This is a genomic window from Hydrogenophaga sp. (genome assembly GCF_030158645.1).
Lineage (GTDB): Bacteria > Pseudomonadota > Gammaproteobacteria > Burkholderiales > Burkholderiaceae_C > Hydrogenophaga.
The window spans coordinates 13,051-30,328 of sequence record NZ_JAOASO010000023.1 but is presented as its reverse complement, the minus strand read 5'-3'; the positions used below and the strand labels follow the sequence as shown (position 1 = coordinate 30,328).

Annotated in this window: 19 protein-coding genes; 16 read left to right on the top strand and 3 right to left on the bottom strand. The window is 64.5% G+C overall.

Annotated features, from left to right (window positions below; all coding sequences use genetic code 11):
* Positions 1-84: 84 nt before the first annotated feature.
* Complete coding sequence (locus tag Q1W68_RS01675; protein ID WP_366146688.1) at positions 85-312, top strand: AlpA family phage regulatory protein; 228 nt, start codon at positions 85-87, stop codon at positions 310-312.
* 117 nt (positions 313-429) lie between these two features.
* Here the strand turns inward: Q1W68_RS01675 and Q1W68_RS01670 are convergent, their stop codons facing one another.
* Together Q1W68_RS01670 and Q1W68_RS01665 are read right to left on the bottom strand one after the other, a co-directional pair.
* Positions 430-735: a hypothetical protein gene (locus Q1W68_RS01670; RefSeq protein WP_300649062.1), complete on the bottom strand. Its 306-nt coding sequence runs from the start codon at positions 733-735 to the stop codon at positions 430-432.
* A 116-nt stretch (positions 736-851) separates the two neighbouring features.
* Entirely contained in the window at positions 852-1,058 is a 207-nt protein-coding gene (locus Q1W68_RS01665) for a hypothetical protein (protein ID WP_300649061.1), read from the bottom strand.
* Positions 1,059-1,591: 533 nt separating this feature from the next.
* On the opposite strand from Q1W68_RS01665, the gene Q1W68_RS01660 reads away from it, so the two are divergent.
* Complete coding sequence (locus tag Q1W68_RS01660) at positions 1,592-2,545, top strand: autoinducer binding domain-containing protein (RefSeq protein ID WP_300659015.1); 954 nt, start codon at positions 1,592-1,594, stop codon at positions 2,543-2,545.
* Here the strand turns inward: Q1W68_RS01660 and Q1W68_RS01655 are convergent.
* Positions 2,538-3,680: a rhodanese-like domain-containing protein gene (locus Q1W68_RS01655; protein ID WP_300649058.1), complete on the bottom strand. Its 1,143-nt coding sequence runs from the start codon at positions 3,678-3,680 to the stop codon at positions 2,538-2,540. The two genes, Q1W68_RS01660 and Q1W68_RS01655, sit on opposite strands and share 8 nt — an antisense overlap.
* A 101-nt stretch (positions 3,681-3,781) precedes the next feature.
* On the opposite strand from Q1W68_RS01655, the gene Q1W68_RS01650 reads away from it, so the two are divergent.
* The 14 genes from Q1W68_RS01650 to Q1W68_RS01585 are packed head-to-tail and all read left to right on the top strand — an operon-like array spanning position 3,782 to position 17,255.
* Entirely contained in the window at positions 3,782-4,351 is a 570-nt protein-coding gene (locus Q1W68_RS01650; RefSeq protein ID WP_300649057.1) for a hypothetical protein, read from the top strand.
* A gap of 11 nt (positions 4,352-4,362) precedes the next feature.
* Positions 4,363-4,872: a lytic transglycosylase domain-containing protein gene (locus tag Q1W68_RS01645; RefSeq protein WP_300649056.1), complete on the top strand. Its 510-nt coding sequence runs from the start codon at positions 4,363-4,365 to the stop codon at positions 4,870-4,872.
* A complete protein-coding gene (locus tag Q1W68_RS01640; RefSeq protein WP_300649055.1) occupies positions 4,869-5,168 on the top strand; it encodes a TrbC/VirB2 family protein in 300 nt (99 codons plus the stop codon). The genes Q1W68_RS01645 and Q1W68_RS01640 overlap by 4 nt, the downstream gene beginning before the upstream one ends.
* An 18-nt stretch (positions 5,169-5,186) precedes the next feature.
* Complete coding sequence (locus Q1W68_RS01635; protein ID WP_300649054.1) at positions 5,187-5,519, top strand: VirB3 family type IV secretion system protein; 333 nt, start codon at positions 5,187-5,189, stop codon at positions 5,517-5,519.
* The gene (locus tag Q1W68_RS01630; protein ID WP_300649053.1) at positions 5,503-8,031 is read left to right on the top strand and encodes a VirB4 family type IV secretion/conjugal transfer ATPase; all 2,529 of its coding nucleotides are present in this window, start codon (positions 5,503-5,505) and stop codon (positions 8,029-8,031) included. Before Q1W68_RS01635 ends, Q1W68_RS01630 begins: the two co-directional genes overlap by 17 nt.
* Complete coding sequence (locus tag Q1W68_RS01625) at positions 8,028-8,435, top strand: hypothetical protein (RefSeq protein ID WP_300649052.1); 408 nt, start codon at positions 8,028-8,030, stop codon at positions 8,433-8,435. The genes Q1W68_RS01630 and Q1W68_RS01625 overlap by 4 nt, the downstream gene beginning before the upstream one ends.
* 15 nt (positions 8,436-8,450) lie before the next feature.
* Complete coding sequence (locus tag Q1W68_RS01620; protein WP_300649051.1) at positions 8,451-9,518, top strand: type IV secretion system protein; 1,068 nt, start codon at positions 8,451-8,453, stop codon at positions 9,516-9,518.
* A gap of 34 nt (positions 9,519-9,552) precedes the next feature.
* Complete coding sequence (locus Q1W68_RS01615) at positions 9,553-10,242, top strand: type IV secretion system protein (protein WP_300659013.1); 690 nt, start codon at positions 9,553-9,555, stop codon at positions 10,240-10,242.
* A 37-nt stretch (positions 10,243-10,279) separates the two neighbouring features.
* Positions 10,280-11,050 carry a type IV secretion system protein gene (locus Q1W68_RS01610; RefSeq protein ID WP_300649049.1) on the top strand — a complete coding sequence of 257 codons (771 nt, stop codon included), beginning with the start codon at positions 10,280-10,282 and terminating at the stop codon, positions 11,048-11,050.
* A complete protein-coding gene (locus Q1W68_RS01605) occupies positions 11,047-11,985 on the top strand; it encodes a TrbG/VirB9 family P-type conjugative transfer protein (protein ID WP_300649048.1) in 939 nt (312 codons plus the stop codon). Before Q1W68_RS01610 ends, Q1W68_RS01605 begins: the two co-directional genes overlap by 4 nt.
* Positions 11,982-13,385 (top strand): type IV secretion system protein VirB10, encoded by a 1,404-nt coding sequence (gene virB10, locus Q1W68_RS01600; RefSeq protein WP_300649047.1) that lies wholly within the window; start codon positions 11,982-11,984, stop codon positions 13,383-13,385. Before Q1W68_RS01605 ends, virB10 begins: the two co-directional genes overlap by 4 nt.
* Positions 13,382-14,518, top strand: coding sequence for a P-type DNA transfer ATPase VirB11 (gene virB11, locus Q1W68_RS01595; RefSeq protein ID WP_300659011.1), 1,137 nt, complete (start codon positions 13,382-13,384; stop codon positions 14,516-14,518). Before virB10 ends, virB11 begins: the two co-directional genes overlap by 4 nt.
* On the top strand, positions 14,515-16,581 hold the full coding sequence (locus tag Q1W68_RS01590; RefSeq protein ID WP_300659009.1) for a type IV secretory system conjugative DNA transfer family protein: 2,067 nt from the start codon (positions 14,515-14,517) through the stop codon (positions 16,579-16,581). The genes virB11 and Q1W68_RS01590 overlap by 4 nt, the downstream gene beginning before the upstream one ends.
* A complete protein-coding gene (locus Q1W68_RS01585; RefSeq protein WP_300659008.1) occupies positions 16,578-17,255 on the top strand; it encodes an OmpA family protein in 678 nt (225 codons plus the stop codon). Before Q1W68_RS01590 ends, Q1W68_RS01585 begins: the two co-directional genes overlap by 4 nt.
* Positions 17,256-17,278: the final 23 nt, after the last annotated feature.

The following is a 17,278-nucleotide window of genomic DNA, read 5'->3' as shown; positions in this document are numbered from 1 at the left end:
AAGACTATTTTTATCCCAAAGTCATCGGCTCGGGTGTTTGCGACCTGCCTACAGTGGAAAGCATTCCTCACTTGGAGCACACCCATGCGCACCAACCCGCCTCCCCCCATGGAGTCCACCCACACGGACGCTCTGACGTTCCTGCGACTGCCTGCGGTCACTCGATTGACCGGCTTGGGCCGTTCGACGATTTACCGTCTGGTGGCAGAGGACAAATTCCCCTCCCCCGTCAAGTTGTCGAGCCGTGCCATCGGCTGGCACCGAGCCGATCTGGAACGGTGGAGCGCAGCACGTCCCACAGCCAGCCATTGACGTGTTGCAGGGCGGATGGATCGGCGTGGTGGGCCACCACCACACTCAACTGAAAGCGAGTCGCGATATTTCCGCGCGCCAAGCTCAACTTAAACGGCGCGCTCCCACCGCCGCAACCTAGACAACCAGCATCACCTTCATCACGAATCCGACCAGCAACAGGACGGCCACCACGCGCCCCCAACGCCAGGTCGTGAACCGGTAGCGGTGGTTTACCCACAGGGCGCGGTGCAACCGACTCAGTCCCGCCAGCAACGCCAGGGCCGACACGAACGGCCCCACCACGCCCATCGGTGCCGGCGCAGCGCTGAAGACCATCACCCAGAGGAGCGGCCACAGCACCGCATCCACCGCGGCCAGCAGATGACGGCCTGGCCAAAACGGCGCGTCGGGCGGCGCTTCACGGGCGACCAACAGCCACATGGCACGCCCCCCTTGCACGTTTTGCCAGAACAATGCACCCGTGGGCGCCACCCGCTGCATCACAACTACAAGGACCAACATCCCCGCAGGACACGCGCCATGTGCAATCGAGCTCGTCATTGCACATCTGATTCATCAAAGTTTGTTCCTGGTTTCTTGGCATGCGTTTCTCCTTCCTTGGACGTCGGCGACTGCTGCAGGGCGAGCCGATTCAACACCCCTCGATCAAGCAACAACCCGATACCGGATAGAAACGACACGGCAACATTTCGTAAAAGTCTCAACGGGAACCAGCCGCTCACGATGGCGCGAAAGAGCCTCATGTCACGCATCGAGGGAACCAAAGCCAGCCGTAAAAACCTTGGTGCGCTAATGCCAAATTGTCTGCATCTCGGCGCCAGCCTTTGCAGCATATTCGTACGATTTTTAACAAAACAATTGGGGCTCGGTATGGACACAACGGGATGTCTTGGTCACTACTTGGGACCCTTCAGAAGCCCGTGCACTTCGGGCCACCTCAAGCCGCCTGTCCGTGCGGACCGTGTCATTGAACGATTCGCTCGGAGCAGCTATGCACCTCTTGGTCATGGTGTCGGCCGCAGCATCTGCGGCGTCGAAGGACTCCCCATCGGTGAATGCCCGCCGCGCCCTTGGCGTGGCCGTCGTGGCCGACTGCCGCTTGAGAGCGTGTTCATGACAACCAGCCCGCTTCCGCCACAACGGCGCAGGGCCACACGCAGTCCGCCTTGGGTGGGTTCGGGCTCGCCGGTCGCCACACCCACAGAGCGCCACTGCAGCGCACAGGGCCCGCAGGGGTCGGTGCAGTTCTTCCTGCAACGCGTCCAAGGAGGTTTGTATGTCGAACGCGAAGAAGTCCCCCGCCGCGGCATCCGTGTCTGCCAGTCCCTGCACTTTGACGAACGGGGAAAGTTCGAACGTTGGCGAGAGGACGACCCCATCCGATTCGAGCAGCCCCTGCTCTACCTCCAGCTCCAGCGGGATGCAGAAGCACTGTGGGACATCGAATCCACCAACTGCGCCCTCCCCCGCTGAGACGTTGCTCACCCGGGTTGCCGACGAACGTTACCCCGCGCGCGTGGCCACCATTGCTGCCCAGATCACGGCGGCGAACGATCAGCCGACCGTGCACACGTTGTTCCTTGAAGGCGTCACAGCCCTGGGGGCAACGAGTGCGGTCTTTGTGAGTTTCGTGCGTGACGATGGGGACCTGGCGGCCTGCCGTTTCATGCTGGCCTGCGACCCCGCCTGGGCCCGCATTTACGTCCAGGAAGGACACTTTGTCCACGACCCGTGGCTCGCCTATGCCGCGCACCACTCCGAGCCCATCGTCGCCAGCGCGCTGAACTTATTGGACAATGATCACCGACGTGTCATCGACCTTGCAGCGCGCGCCGGTTTTGTATCGGCCGTGCTGGTGCCGGCCCATTCCGGCGCCGGGCACTCACGCATCAGCTTGTTGTGCCTGGGCTCAGCGACCCCGGGCTATTTCGAGGATGCAGGTCTGCCCCGCTTGCGTGTGAGCGCGCGCATGTTGGCGCTGGAACTGCACGATTGGTGGTTGGCTCGCATTCGGCGCGACCTGATCGCCAAGGCCCGCATCACACCGGCCGACCTCGTGCTGCTGCAGCACGAATGCCAAGGTCACAGCAGCAAAAAAATTGCAAATGAGATGCAGGTCAGCAAAAGCTCCATCAACTCACGGTTTCAGCGCATGAACGCCAAGCTGGGTGTGGGTAACCGGCGCATGGCGGTGCAACTTGCCGTGGAATTCGGCCTGATCCTCAAGTAACCGCAGCTGAGCGACCATCACCTGGTGTGGGTATCCAGTGCCGCAAGGCCTGCGCGAGCACTGGCCCGGACATAGACGCCACCTGCAACGACGGCAGCGCATGCTGCCGATCAGCGCGCGGCGCGCGCTGAAATTGATAGATCGGCTCCAGGTGCCCGCTCAACACGCTCGACCACAGGGGGATACCGCCGCCACGTCTCGCCAGATCGAGCCAATGGGCCACAAGAGCAGGCGGGGGCTGCGGATCCAGATTGGCCACGGTTTCGATCAAAGCATCGGCATTCGCGCAAAGGGGTTCATCCTGTGCCCATGTCGCCGCCCGAATCGCCACATCGATCCGCAGCTGGCCCACCGGTGCAATGGCGAGCGCGTCGTTCAGGGCCCCTGGCAACATGACCTCCCCGATCCGGGCGCCAGTGTCAGTCACCCACACCGCCGCGCGCGGGTCCAGCGCGCGCAGCGCCTGCAGCAGTTGACTGTCGAACCAAGCTTGGGAGGGTTGAGAGGCGGCTGACACGGGCACAGACAACGCATTGCGTCGTACCCCAGCCAGTGCTTCGATGTGGAGCACCTGCTGCCCCAGGGTGCGAAGGGCGGCCATGATGCGCAACGTCTCACTGCCGAGAGCTGACGCGATCACGCGGAATGGGACCAAGCGCGGCAGTACCTCCAGCCCGGCCAACACCCAGCGGCGGTAGTTGATCCAGCCACCGGGCAACACATCGACCGTCCAGCCGCGCCAGCGCAAGGCGCGGGCCACCGGGTTGCTGACCCGCCCTCCCTGGTCGCAATAGACAAGCAGGGCCTGGTCCCGACCCACCGCAGCCACAGAGGCCTGCAGCGCGGGTGGCAGCTCCAACTTTGTCGGTTCGGGCACCGCGAGAGGCGCTGTCGCGGGGGAATCGGACGTCATACCTGCCGCACCGATCGCCCAATCACGCACATCGGCATGCAGCGCACCGGGGATGTGGTCGTCCTCAAACGCCGCCGCAGATCGCAGGTCAATGATGGCGCGGTAGTGGGAGAAGTCCTGCACCTCGATCGCATGGGGGTGAAAAACACCCGCGAGGGATTCGATGCCGGCATAGATGCCCGGAGTCGGGCCGTCTGCCGATGATTCTGGAATCAAAGTCATCGCGTGAACCAAGGGTTGGCGAACCTACATTGAAGTCGTGCCGCAAGCGACCGCGACACGAAACGAAGGCTCCCTTGGGCGATTTTCTGGAGGACCGCCGCATGCACACCGACCACACTCTAGACCCCCGAGCTGCCGTCAACAAGCGGAAAACCCCCGCCTCTGTAACGCGGCGTTGCATCGCAGGGCTAGGGACGGCCACGCTCTGCCTGCTGTCCGCTCCGGCGCTGGCGGTCGACGGATGCCTGGTGTTGCTGTGCTTTGCCGCACCCAACTGGCGCGCTGTGCCCCAGTGCGTGCCGCCGATCCGTCAGGTGTTGCGCGACCTCGCCCGTGGCAAAGCATTCCCCACCTGCGCCATGGCCGGCGCGGGCAACTCGGCCCAGCACACTTGGGCCCGCGCACCCAGCCACTGCCCGCCGCAATACACCCGTGAGCGCGAAACTAAAGTGGGTCGGGTCTACACCTGCGACTACACCGGCGCGGTCTCGGTTGCCATCAACGGCGCGCCTTTCGCCCAAACCTGGTGGGCCATGGCTGGTGACACGGTGACCGAGTTCAGCCCGGCCGCCAAGGCCCAACTCGGCAGCTGGGACACCCGCTTCGACGACGAGCACGCCGCCTGGCGCGCCGCCCTGCCCCCACCCGTGGCAGCGGACTCCACACGCTGAGGAAGACCAGCATGGACGCCCCCACCTTCCTCGCCCTAACATTGGCCTGCGCCCCGCAGGTGCACAGCGACACCGCACACGCCCTGGTTCGTGTGGAGAGTGGCTTCAACCCTTGGGCCATTGGTGTGGTGGGCGGTGCTTTGGTGCGCCAACCGCGCCACCGCGCCGAAGCGCTGGCCACGGCGCAATCGCTGCAGGCGGCCGGCTGGAGCTTCAGCGTGGGCCTGGGGCAAATCAATGTCGGCAACTTCGCGCGCCTGGGGTTGACGCTGGGCTCGGCCTTTGAGCCTTGCACCAACCTGGCTGCGATGCAGACCGTGCTCGGCGAGTGTTATGAGCGCGCCAGCAGATCGGCCAACGGTTCGCCGCATGCCCAAACAGCGCTGCATCGCGCCCTCTCCTGCTACTACAGCGGCAACTTTTCCACCGGGTTTCGCCATGGTTACGTGCGCAAGGTCGTGGCAGCCGTCCGTTCAACGTCCCGCCCCAGTTCATCCACTTCAACCCAGGAGGCGTCATGACCCCCATCCACTCCACACACCCCATCCTGCGCCAGGCACGGCCGCTGATCGCCCTGCTCCTGTTGTCCCTGGCCTGCAACGCTCGCGCCCAGGGCTTCGCCAAGATCAACACCACGGTCCTCAATGTGAGCGCGATCTTGGTCACGATCTCGATCGCCGTGGTAACCATCGCAATCATCTGGGCCGGCTTCAAGATGATTTTCCAGGGCGCGCGTCTGGCCGATGTGGCCAACGTGCTGATCGGCGGCACCCTGGTCGGTGGGGCAGGCGCCTTCGCCAGCTACATCGTCACTTGATGACACCGGGCGTTCACCATGCAAGCCGAAGTCATCTACAAAGGCGCTACGCGACCGGCCATGAAACTGGGCATCCCCCTGGTGCCCCTGGTCGTGCTCTTCGGCAGCGGCATGCTGCTGATCATTTGGGGCGGCATCTTGCTGAGCTGGTGGATCGCTGCTGGCGTGCTGCTGTCATTTGTGCCCGCCCTGCTGTGGATGCGCTGGGTCACCGCCCGGGACGACCAGCGCTTTCGGCAGATGTTCGTTGCGCTCAAGCTGCGCCTGCACGACCACAACCGCCGCTTCTGGCACGCACGCAGTTATTCGCCCACGCTGTACCGGGGAGCCCTTGATGCTTGGCATCTTTGATTCGCTCGGCAGGGCGGTCACCCGCCGCCCGGCTCCTCTGAACCGCCCCAACCTCGGTGCGCAAAATCAGACCCAGCCGCGCCACTGGAAACAAGCCTTAGCAGACAACCCGCTCACGCGCTTCGTGCCGTTCTCCTCGCTCGTCAGTGAACACGACGTGATCACACGCGGTGGGGACTACCTAAGGGTCTGGCGGCTCGACGGTGTGGCCTTCGAATGCGCCGACGAGCACCTGATCACCGAGCGGCATGAAGCGCTGTGCAGTCTGTTGCGCAACCTGGCCGGCGGCCAGTGGGCGGTGTGGACCCACCGGCTGCACCGCGCGGTCCAAGACTCCCTGCAGGACCCCACCGCACCCGGATTCGCCCGCGATCTCTCCCGCGCTTACCAGGCACGGCTGGGCACACAACCCATGATGAGCAACGAGCTGTACCTCACCCTGGTGTACCGACCCCATGCCTCACGCATTGGTCGGGCCCTGCAATCGACCCAGCGCTCACGCGCGGCGTTGCTCGAAGCGCAGGCCGAAGCCCTGCGGGCCATGGAAGAACGTTCCGCCTTCGTCGAACGTGTCTTGCGCGGCTTTGGTCCGCAGTTGTTGGGCCGGCGCGAGCAGCGCGGCCGGTCCTGTTCCGAAGTGGCCGAGTTTCTGGGCTACCTGGTCAACGGGCACTGGCGCACGGTGCCCCTGGCCGCCGGCCCCCTGTACCGCACGCTGCCGAGCACCCGCCTCTCGTTCGGTGGTGACAAGCTGGAGTTGCGCCACGGTGACCAGCGCCGTTGTGCCGCACTGGTCGACATCAAGGAATACGCCGACGCGGTGGAGCCCGGCATCCTGAACGCCCTGCTCTACGAAGATAGCGAGTTCATCGAAACCCAGAGTTTTTCGATCCTGCCCCGGCGCGAAGCGACACGCGCACTGCAACTGCAGCGCGATCAGTTGATCGCCAGCGACGACGTGGTCGCCAGCCAGATCGCCGACATGGATGAAGCGCTCAATGATCTGGGCGACGGCCAGTTCTGCATGGGTGAGTACCACTACAGCCTGGTGGTGTTCGGCAACGTCGGGCCCGACAGCCTGGCCAATGCGGGGCGCCGGGCGGCGCAGGCCATCGGTGCGGTTGGTGAAGCGTCCAGCCTGCAGATGTCACCGGTGGACCTGGTGGCCGACGCGGCCTGGTTTGCCCAGATGCCGGGCAACTGGCAGTGGCGGCCCCGCGACGCCAAACTGTCCTCGCGCGCCTTTGCAGCCCTGGCCAGCGGCCACAACTTCGCCCGCGGCAAACGCGATGGCAATCCCTGGGGCGAAGCGCTCGCGCTGCTGCGCACGCCCTCGGGCCAGCCGTTTTACTTGAACCTGCACAGCAGCCCGGACGGTGAAGACTCGGGCGACAAAAAGCTGCCCGGCAACACCCTCATCATCGGATCGACCGGGGTGGGCAAGACCACGCTGGAGATGTTCCTGCTGACACTCACCCGCAAGTGGGACCCGGCACCGCGCCTGGTGCTGTTTGACCTCGACCGCGGTTGTGAGATCGCCATCCGGGCGCTCGGTGGGCGTTACTTCACGCTCGAGGCCGGCAAGCCCACGCACCTGAACCCGCTGCAGCGAGACCCCACACCAGCACGTGTCCAGTTCTGGGAGCAGTTGATCCGCACCTGCATCGCCACACCGGCCCTGCCGCTGTTGCCCGCTGACGAACGCGCCATCGCCGATGCCGTGAAAACCGTGGCCACGATGCCGGCGGCGCTGCGCCGCTTTTCCACCGTGAGGCAAAACCTGCCCAAAGCCGGCGAGAACAGCCTGTACGAGCGCCTGGGGCGCTGGTGCGAAGGGGGTGCGCTGGGCTGGGTGTTCGATCAGGCCAACGACCAGCTGATGGACCTGGATGCGTCCTCGGTGATCGGGTTTGACACCACCGAGTTTCTCGATCTGCCCGAGGTCCGCACCCCGGTCATGCTGTACCTGCTTCAGGTGATGGAAGAGCTGGTCAACGGGGAGCGGCTCATCTACGTGATCTCCGAGTTCTGGAAGGCCCTGGACCACGAGATCTTCAGCGACTTCGCCAAACAAAAGCAAAAGACCATCCGCAAGCAGAACGGCCTGGGCATCTTCGACACCCAGAGCCCGTCCGACGTCTTGCGCCACCCCATCGGGCGCACCATGGTTGAGCAGAGCGTGACCAAAATCTTCCTGGCCAACCCGGAGGCTGTGCGCGAGGAATACATCGAGGGGTTTGGCCTGAGTGAGGCCGAGTTCGGCATCGTGCGCAGCCTCGGTGCGCAAGGTGGCCGGCGCTTTCTGGTCAAACAAGGCCACACCAGCGCGATCTGTGAACTGGACCTCACCGGTCTGGACGATTTCATCACCGTGCTCTCGGCCACCACCGACAACGTGGCGCTGCTCGATGCCGTGCGTGAGCGTCATGGTAACGATCCGTTTCAGTGGCTTCCCGTTCTGCTGCGTGAGGTTCAGGATCGCAAATCTCGAACCTCCAGGAGATCTGCATGAAACCGATTTTTCATCACCTTTCGCTGGCCTTGATGGTACTGGCATCCACCGCAGCCAGTGCCCAGTTCGTGAAGGGCAATGAGGCCGTCAAGGTCATGCCGGATGGACGCAAACAAGTGGATGTGCCGCCAGTTCCATCCGTGTCTCTGGGATCGCCATGCCCCGCAACGAAGCCAGGATGCGCTGGCGGCGGCTGGAAGATGCTAGAGAGTGATTCGGGACTGGTTGAATGCACTGAAGTCTTCGCCCGTCCTGCGACCTGTCGCCCAGCCACGTACGGCACAGAAAAACGATCACGCGTATGGATCGTCAAGATCAAGGGCGAGTGGGCGCAGTGCGAGCGGCCCGATATCTCCGGGAAGTGTGTCAGCCTAAAGAGCTTCCCAATCAGTGCCGTCCAATGACAGGAAGGAAACGTCATGTTTGCCTGGGTTGGTTCTCAGTTTGACGCGGTCTTGAGCACCTATGTGCTCGGTGTCGTGAGTTCGCTCATGGCGGGGATTGCGCCCATAGCACTGACTGCCATGACGATCTGGGTGAGCCTCTACGGTTGGGCTGTCCTTCGCAACGAGGTCTCAGAGACCGTGCCGACCTTCCTCTGGAAAGTCTTCAAGATAGGTTTGGTGCTCGCATTCGCGCTGCAGTCTGGCCTCTATATCTCCAACGTCTCCGATACCGCGAATGCACTGGCGACCGGCGTCGCAACGACCTTCCTCCCATCAGCCGCCGATCCAATGACGATTTCCTCGCCCTATGCACTGCTGGATAGCTTCAACGATGAAGCGAGCAAGCTGGTGCTGGATCTGCTGAAAGATGCTGGCATCCTCAGGTTGGATCTTCTCTTCGCTGCAGTAGTTTGTTCAATCGGCAATGTCGTCTTCCTGTGCATCGCACTGTTTGTGGTGACATTGGCAAAGCTATTTCTGACCTTCGTCATCGCCGTCGGCCCCCTGTTCGTCCTGTGCCTGGCATGGCGCCCCACGGCCCGGTTCTTCGACAGCTGGCTGTCCATGGTGCTGAACGCTGTAGTTCTAACCTGGTTTGCCTTCTTCGCGCTCGGACTCAGTGCGTTCATGGGGGATGCGCTTGTGCAAGCCATCCAAGTGAACGGCGGCTTCCTCGGTCCAACCTTCAACGTGGTCGGCGAAAGCCTGAAGTACTGCGTCGTCATGATCTTGATGGCCATCATCTGCTTCCAGGCACCCAGTCTCGCCTCCGCGCTGACGGGAGGCGCCGCCGTTCAACAAGGCATCCAGATGATTCAGAACGCCATGATGGTGTCTGGATTGCGTTCTGCATCGTCATCACGGGGCGCGGGCGCTGCTGCAGGGGCCGGTGGCGTTATCCGCGCCGGCACTGGCCTGCCCTATACCGCAGGCGCAGCCACTGCCGCCACCGGGCGCTACACCAGCAACATGGCACGACGCGGCTATGGAGCTGCCCGTTCTGCCGCCTACAAACTCGCCGCCCTGCGAGGGCGGTCCTGATCGTCAACCCAGCACAAGGAGCCTCACCATGCGCATGCATCTCAAAGTTGCGGCCGCCGTCCTGATCGCCTTCGGCGCGAACCACGCGCGAGCGGGTGGCATCCCGGTCATCGATGTCGCCAACCTGGTTCAGACGGTGCAGCAGGTGGTCAACGACATCACCCAGATCAACAACCAGGTGCAGCAGATCACCCAGTTGCAAAGCCAGTTGAGCAGCATCAACGGCGTGCGCAATCTGGGCAACGTGTTCAACAACCCGCTGTTGAAGAACTACGTGCCGGCAGATGCCTACACCCACCTCAATGCGGTGAACACCTCGGGTTACTCCGGTCTCAACACGACCGCGAAGGCCCTGCGCGACGCAGGTATGGTCTACAACTGCATGGACCTCACGGGTGACGCGCGCACCAGTTGCCAGGCAACGCTGGCGCAGCCTTACCAGCAGAAAGGCCTGTTGCAGGACGCGATGAAGTCGGCGGCCGGTCGGCTCTCGCAAATCCAGTCGCTGATGGGCCAGATCAACGCGACCACAGATCAGAAGTCCGTTCAGGAGATCCAGGCCCGCGTGGGCGCTGAGAACGCGCTGCTGTCTCATGAGATGTCGCAGGTGCAGATGCTGCAAGGCATGGCCGACAGCGAGGAGCGCATCGCACGCTCCCGCGAGCGCGAACGCCAGTACCAGATGCTCGGGCGCACTGGCAAGGTGTCCGACTTCCTTCCCTGACCCGCTGCCCTGACCACCAGCCTCACAGGAGCCCCCCATGAGCGCCATCCTGACCTCAGGACAAGCCGCCGCATGGCCGGATCGCAACAGCGACCCCGGGCATGCAGCCGAATCACCGACCTTCATCGCGAACCGCGACTGGGAAATCGACCGTGCCCTGATGCTCGAACGTTCGGAGCGCCGCGCCTGGGCGGTGGCAATCGCCGGGCTGGTCATGGGTCTGATCGGCATCGCGGCGGTGTTCGTGCAGGGACCGCTGCGCCGCGTGGTCGAGATCCCGATCGTGGTGGACCGCCTCACCGGTGAAACCACCATCCAGCAGCGCTTGAGCGAAGAAACCATTCCGCCCATGGAGGCCTTGGACAAGCACAACCTGGCCACCTTCGTGCGCGCCCGCGAGGGCTACAGCTGGATGTTCCTGCAGCGCGACTTCGACCAGGTGGCGCGCATGGCGGTCCCGGGCGTCTTCTCCGACTACAACCGCCGTTTCGAGGGTGAAGGCGCTCTGCAGAAAAAACTCGGCGCCACCGAGGACTGGCGCATCCAGATCGTGGGCGTGCGCCTGGCCGCGTCGGGCCGCACGGGCAACCAGAGCGACGCCACCGTCACCTACGACAAGGTGGTGCGGCTCACCGACCGAAGCCTGCCCGAGGTCAAGACCCGGCACGTGGCCAGCATCGTTTACCAGTACCAGCCCAAGGTGCTCGCCAAAGAAGGTGATCGGCTGGAGAACCCGTTTGGCTTTGTGGTCACGGCCTACCGCTCCGACCCGGAGATCAACACCGTCCCAGCGGGAGACAAGCCATGAGTCGCACGCCGGTCGCCTTGGTGCTCGCCAGTGCGCTGTCCTTCGCCCTTGCGCCGGGGGCGGCTGCTGACACCGCTGCGGCCTCTACAAACACGCCCGCTGACCCACGGCTGCGCGAAGTAATCTACGACCCGCATGCCGTGGTGACCGTGCCGGTCAAACGGGGCGTCGTGACGCTCGTGGTGTTCGACACGGACGAAGCCATCACCGAAGTGGCCGCCGGCTTGGGCGGTGACTGCAGCAAGGCCGATACCGTGTGGTGTGTGGCAGCCCAGCCCGGTGGGCGCCATTTGTTCGTCAAGGCCAAAAGCAGCGCCAGCAATCCCAACAACCTGGCCGTGGTCACCGACCGGCGCTCACACAGCTTGCGCTTCGTGGTGCTGTCAGACAACGACCGCCAACAACCGGTGTACCGCTTGACGATCCAGGCACCAGCCCGGCCCGTGCCACCGCCTCGGCTCGCGCTGCGCGACACGCCCGGCCTCGCCACGCTCCCAGCGCTGCCCCGACCCCTCTCGCCCCAGCAAGTGGTGGCCGAACGGCTGCAGGCCAGGCCATCGGTGATGAACACCCAGTACTCGATTGCCGAAGGTGCAGGATCGTTGGACATCGTGCCCACGCTGATTTATGACGACGGGCGTTTCACCTACTTGCGTTTTCCAGGCAACCGCGAGGTGCCCGCCGTCTTTCACGTGCTGGGCGATGGCGGTGAGACCCTGGTCAACGCGCGCATGGAAGACGACCTGCTCGTGGTGGATCGGGTCAGCCGCCGCTTGATGCTGCGAGCGGGCTCGGCCGTGGTGGGCGTCTGGAACGAGGCTTTCGATCTGGACGGCGCCCCCACTGAAGGCGCCACCACCGTGCCAGGTGTGCGCCGCATGCTCAAAGCGGTTGGCTCCTCACCGGCCGATCGCCAAACGGGAGGCGCACCATGAACGATCGAGACGTCCCGGCGGGTCTTCCCTCGGCCGAACCTTCCGCTGAGACAGACGGCAACACCATCTCGCCGCTGCTCGGTGAGGCGGGCATCCCGAACGTCGCCGCACGCCAGCGCGTCTCGTGGTCGGCCAAAGGCCTGCTCGCGGTGGCCCTGCTCATGCTGTCCTTGATCGCGGTCTCGGCGTTCTCCATCCACCGCTTTGCCGCCAGCGGTCACGAGGCCGACAAAGAGGCGTCCAAGCTCGCGCACGACCTCCCCTCTGCTGCCACGACGGAGCCCCGCAGGCTGGACATGGCGGTTGTTGCACCACCCTCCTCACCCCGCATTCCGGCCCTGTTGCCCACGGCCAACGAAGTGGTCGAACCCATTGGTGTGCGCCGCAACGGGGAAGCGGCTCCGACCGCAGGCGGCCCCAAGGGTGTGCCACCCGAAGACGCCCCGGTGTTGGTGGTGTCCTCGCGCCCTGGTGCACCGCCCAGTTCATCGGGTATTGCACCCCCAAGGCAGGTGGCCGCCGCCCCGATGACAGAAGCAGGAGGCGGAATGGATGAAGGGCCGACCGACCCCGACGACCCGCTCGCCGCCACCTCGCGCAACCTCCAGGCCTACCAGCGCCAGCTGCAAGGTTTGCTCGACGACCTGACCCAAAGTGCAGCGATCGCAACGGGCCCGAACAGCAGCCCGGTCCAAACGCCCGCCATGGCGGGCGGGCCCATGGGGGCGGCTGCTCCACAGGCTGCTGCCGGGCTCTTCGGCGGGCAACTCCAGGGCTCGGCCATGCCCAGGGTGGCGGCCACCCTGCTCGGCGACCGAAGCCTCACCCTGCCCAAAGGCACGGCCTTCACCTGCGCCCTCAAGACCAAGGTGATCAGCGCCACCTCGGGCCTGGTGGGCTGCCAGGTCCAGCGCAACGTGTTCGGCGACAACGGCCGGGTGCTACTGATCGAGCGCGGCTCGCATCTGGACGGGGAGTACCGCATCACTTCGGTGCGGCCGGGAACGGTGCGCATACCCGTTTTGTGGACCCGCATCCGAACGCCGCTGGGCGTGACGGTGGAAATCGATTCCCCAGGCACAGGCCAACTGGGTGAGTCGGGCATCGATGGTTATGTCGACAACCGCTGGGGCGAGCGCATCGGCGCAGCCATGCTGCTCTCGCTCATCGACGACTCGGTCAAGCTGGTGATCCAGAACCAGGCGCAGGACCAGCAGGCCAACACCATCATCCTGCCCTCGACCACCAACAACACCAGCAAGCTCGCCGAAAAAGTGCTGGACAGCACCATCAACATCCCGCCGCTGATCTACCAGAACCAGGGCGGCATCGTCGGCATCTACGTGGCGCGTGACGTGGACTTTTCATCGGTCTACGAACTGAACCCGGTGGCGCGATGACCACCATGGCCCACGACCAGGAAGTGCTCTTCGAAGGCTGGTGCGGTGACGCCACCTCGGTCATCGAGTTTCTGCGCCCGCTGCGTGAGCAGCTCGACGCGCCGGGCGTGCTGGAGGTCTGTGTGAACCGGCCAGGTGAACTCCAGGTGGAGACCGCGCGCGGCTGGAAAACTGTTGCTGTGCCCGAGATGACGCAGGAGCGTTGCCTGTCCCTGGCCACCGCCGTGGCCACGTTCTGCGACCAGCAGATCAACCAGGAACGGCCCCTGCTCTCGGCCACCTTGCCCAGCGGCGAGCGCATCCAGTTCGCCATTCCACCGGCGGTGCCACGCGGCACGGTCTCGATCACGGTGCGCAAACCGTCCGAGCTGATTTTGCGGCTGGGCGATTTTGAGCGCGATGGGCTGTTCGATCGCCTCGGTGAACACAACAGCAAGGACGGCGGCTCGACCAACGAAGGCCTGCGTCCTTTTGAGCAGGAGCTGATCAACTTGAAATCGGCGGGACAGTTCGCCGAGTTCCTGCGCCTGGCCGTGCGCCACCACCAGACCATCGTGGTCAGCGGCAAAACCGGGTCGGGCAAAACCACCTTCATGAAAGGCCTGGTCGAGGAGGTGCCGAAGCACGAGCGGCTGATCACGATCCAGGACACGGCCGAGCTCACCTTGCCGAATCACCCGAACGTGGTGCACCTCTTCTACAGCAAGGACGCCCAGGGCACCGCGCGTGTATCGGCCAAGTCGCTCCTGGAAGCCTGCCTGCGCATGAAGCCAGACCGCATCTTCCTCGCCGAGCTTCGCGGCGAAGAGTGTTTTTCGTTCATCCGGCTGGCGGCCTCCGGCCATCCGGGCAGCATCACCAGCGTGCACGCCGGCAGCTGTGCCCTGGCCCTGGAACAGATGTCGCTGATGATCCGTGAAAGTGGCGCGGGTGGTGGCCTGCGCATGGACGAGATCAAGGCGCTGCTGCACATCGTTATCGATGTCATCGTGCAATTCGACCGGGACGAGCGGGGGCGCTTCATCGCCGATATTCGTTACGAACCCCAACGCCGGTACGACTCGCCGGCGCAGGAACGCGGGATCGATCGTCCCACATCATGTGCATCGGCCTTCGAGGGCGCGCACAGATGAGCGCACTGACCTCGGTATCCTTTTCGGCGTGGCCTCTGGGTCGAAAGATCGCGGCGGGCATTTTTTCGGTCGCGGCCTACGGAGCGCTCACCTGCGCGGCCGTGTATCTGGCGGGTGTGCTGTTTCTGGTGTTCAACAAGGCAGATCCGCGCCAGGCCCGGTGGGGAAGCGTCGTCGGCTACTGGCAGATCTACGCCACCGACGCTGCGCTGCGCAAACAGTTGCTGGCTGCCATGGCCTTGTCCGGCATCGGGCTGCTCGTGGTGTTGCCCGGCGCGCTGATCGCGGCAGCCAGGCCGCGCCGGGCCTTGCACGGCGATGCACGCTTTGCCACCCCGTCCGAGGTCGCGCGCGCTGGTTTGATCGCCTCAAACAATCCGTCCTCCGGGCCCAGCATCCTGATCGGGCGCTTCCGGGGTCGGTTCCTCGCCCTGCCCGGCCAGCTCTCGGTCATGTTGTCCGCGCCCACACGCAGCGGCAAAGGTGTGGGCGTGGTGATCCCCAACCTGCTCAACTGGCCCGATTCGGTCGTGGTGCTCGACATCAAGGGCGAGAACCACGCGATCACGGCCGGTATTCGTGCCGCGCACGGTCAGACGGTGTTCGCTTTCTCGCCGTTCGACGAAGAGGCGCGCAGCCACCGCTGGAACCCGCTGAGTGCTGTGCGCACCAGCCCGCTGCACAGGGTGGGGGACCTGCTGGGCATCGGACAGGTGTTTTTTCCGAACGACGGGGGTGGTAGCTCGTCCGAAGCATTCTTCAACGACCAAGCGCGCAACCTGTTCCTGGGTTTGGGCTTGCTCCTGCTGGAGACCCCCGAGCTCCCGCGCACGGTCGGCGAGATGTTGCGCCAGTCCTCAGGCCAAGGTCGCCCCCTCAAAGACCACCTGAGCAGCCTGATCACCCAGCGCCGTGACGATGGCCGTGCACTGACAGACGAATGTGTCGATGCCCTGCAGCGCCTGCTCTCAAACTCGGAGAACACACTCGCCAGTGTGGTCGCCACCTTCCACGCGCCGCTGACGATTTTTGCGGACGCGGTGGTGGATGCTGCGACCAGCGCCAACGATTTCCGTCTGGAGGACCTGAGGCGGCGGCGCATGTCGATTTATGTGCGCATCCCGCCCAACCGCCTGGCCAACGCACGCCCGCTGCTGAACCTGTTTTTCTCGCAACTGGTCAGCCTCAACACCCAGCACCTGCCCGAGCAGGACCCCAGTCTGAAGCTGCAGTGCCTGCTGGTCAACGACGAGTTCACCGCCATGGGCCGGGTGGGTGTCATCACCAACGCAGCGGCTTTTCTGGCGGGCTACAACCTGCGCCTGCTGACGGTGGTGCAGGCCATGTCGCAGCTGGACGCGGTCTACGGCGACAAGGAGGCGCGCACCTTCGCCACCAACCACGGCCTGCAGATCCTCTACGCGCCGCGTGAACAGCGCGACGCCGATGAGTACAGCGCCATGCTCGGCCACTTCACGGAACGCGCCACCTCGCGCGGGCGCAGCCGTTCCTTCAGTGGCCACGGCCACAGCACGGTGAGTCGCAACGAGAGTGACCAACGCCGCGCCCTCCTGCTCCCGCAAGAGTTCAAGGAACTGGGCCGTGAGCGACTGGTGGTGATCTGCGAGAACTGCAAACCCATCCTGGCCGAGAAGATCCGTTATTTCAGTGACAAGGCTTTCAAATCACGCCTGTTCCCCGCCCCGCTGGTGCCCCGCATGGATGTTGAGCTGCACCTGGCCCGGGTGCAGCAGCGCTGGCGCTTTGCCGACGACGAACTCGCAGCGGACGAGAGCCTGTCCGTGGAAGCCCTCGCGCACGACCTCACGTTGCTGCCGGACGACTTTCACGGGTCTCCTGAACAGACTGCTGAGGCACTGCTGGAGTTTTTCAGTCAAGGTCTGCCGGCCAATCCGTCAACGACTCTGGACGATGGTGGGTCGATTGAGCCCGTCGAGCTCAACCCCGCTGCGGACGCAGATGGCACAACGACTTCAGCGGCGGCACCCGCACAGACGGGTGTGAACCGCGAACTGTTCGAGACCACAGGAGACCGACCATGAAAATCCCCACCCCTAGCCTCGCTGCGTGCTGCTTGCTGGGTGCGCTGCTGAGCGCCTGTGGCTCGCCGCCCAAACCACCGACGGTGGACGAATCGCAGAAGCGTCCAGCCAACGCACAGATGGCGGTGGAGCTGCAGGTCTGCAAGAACGACCTGCACAACACCCGCATTCTGGCGATCGAATCGGGTCGGTTGGCAGACACAGCCTCCGCGACCCTTACCCACCTGGCGGCGCGCCAGCAACTGCTCGCGGCCATGCAAATGCCTTCGTCACCCGCGCCGCCGTCTTTGTCACCGGCCCCGTTGGCCAACAGCGTGCACACGGTGCGCTTCGCTTTTGGCAGTGCGCGCGTGCTCATCCCCACCGAGGTGGCCACCGCGCTGCTGGAGGACGCCAGAGTCGCGCCGCTGGTGGTGCTGCGCGGACGCACCGACGGCAACACCGACACACCCGCCGAGAGCCGCATGGCCCAGGCCCGCGCCGCGGCCGTGCGCGACTACCTGGTGGCCGCCGGCGTCGATGCTGCGCGCATCCGCAGCACCCACCAGCCCAGCGGTGACCACGTCGCCGACAACCACCACCCGCAGGGCCGTGACCTGAACCGGCGGGTCGAGATCGAGGTGTACCGGGCTTTGCCGGTGGCCCTGCGGGCGACGCCTCCCCCTCAACCCTGAAACGATCTGTCATCAGCCAGCCC

What these genes read in the sequence shown, in the direction of transcription:
- Q1W68_RS01675 (WP_366146688.1), top strand. Translation starts at nt 85, where the DNA reads ATGCGCACCAACCCGCCTCCCCCCATGGAGTCCACCCACACGGACGCT.
- Q1W68_RS01670 (WP_300649062.1), bottom strand. Translation starts at nt 735, where the DNA reads ATGTGGCTGTTGGTCGCCCGTGAAGCGCCGCCCGACGCGCCGTTTTGG.
- Q1W68_RS01665 (WP_300649061.1), bottom strand. Translation starts at nt 1,058, where the DNA reads ATGAGGCTCTTTCGCGCCATCGTGAGCGGCTGGTTCCCGTTGAGACTT.
- Q1W68_RS01660 (WP_300659015.1), top strand. Translation starts at nt 1,592, where the DNA reads ATGTCGAACGCGAAGAAGTCCCCCGCCGCGGCATCCGTGTCTGCCAGT.
- Q1W68_RS01655 (WP_300649058.1), bottom strand. Translation starts at nt 3,680, where the DNA reads ATGACTTTGATTCCAGAATCATCGGCAGACGGCCCGACTCCGGGCATC.
- Q1W68_RS01650 (WP_300649057.1), top strand. Translation starts at nt 3,782, where the DNA reads ATGCACACCGACCACACTCTAGACCCCCGAGCTGCCGTCAACAAGCGG.
- Q1W68_RS01645 (WP_300649056.1), top strand. Translation starts at nt 4,363, where the DNA reads ATGGACGCCCCCACCTTCCTCGCCCTAACATTGGCCTGCGCCCCGCAG.
- Q1W68_RS01640 (WP_300649055.1), top strand. Translation starts at nt 4,869, where the DNA reads ATGACCCCCATCCACTCCACACACCCCATCCTGCGCCAGGCACGGCCG.
- Q1W68_RS01635 (WP_300649054.1), top strand. Translation starts at nt 5,187, where the DNA reads ATGCAAGCCGAAGTCATCTACAAAGGCGCTACGCGACCGGCCATGAAA.
- Q1W68_RS01630 (WP_300649053.1), top strand. Translation starts at nt 5,503, where the DNA reads ATGCTTGGCATCTTTGATTCGCTCGGCAGGGCGGTCACCCGCCGCCCG.
- Q1W68_RS01625 (WP_300649052.1), top strand. Translation starts at nt 8,028, where the DNA reads ATGAAACCGATTTTTCATCACCTTTCGCTGGCCTTGATGGTACTGGCA.
- Q1W68_RS01620 (WP_300649051.1), top strand. Translation starts at nt 8,451, where the DNA reads ATGTTTGCCTGGGTTGGTTCTCAGTTTGACGCGGTCTTGAGCACCTAT.
- Q1W68_RS01615 (WP_300659013.1), top strand. Translation starts at nt 9,553, where the DNA reads ATGCATCTCAAAGTTGCGGCCGCCGTCCTGATCGCCTTCGGCGCGAAC.
- Q1W68_RS01610 (WP_300649049.1), top strand. Translation starts at nt 10,280, where the DNA reads ATGAGCGCCATCCTGACCTCAGGACAAGCCGCCGCATGGCCGGATCGC.
- Q1W68_RS01605 (WP_300649048.1), top strand. Translation starts at nt 11,047, where the DNA reads ATGAGTCGCACGCCGGTCGCCTTGGTGCTCGCCAGTGCGCTGTCCTTC.
- virB10 (WP_300649047.1), top strand. Translation starts at nt 11,982, where the DNA reads ATGAACGATCGAGACGTCCCGGCGGGTCTTCCCTCGGCCGAACCTTCC.
- virB11 (WP_300659011.1), top strand. Translation starts at nt 13,382, where the DNA reads ATGACCACCATGGCCCACGACCAGGAAGTGCTCTTCGAAGGCTGGTGC.
- Q1W68_RS01590 (WP_300659009.1), top strand. Translation starts at nt 14,515, where the DNA reads ATGAGCGCACTGACCTCGGTATCCTTTTCGGCGTGGCCTCTGGGTCGA.
- Q1W68_RS01585 (WP_300659008.1), top strand. Translation starts at nt 16,578, where the DNA reads ATGAAAATCCCCACCCCTAGCCTCGCTGCGTGCTGCTTGCTGGGTGCG.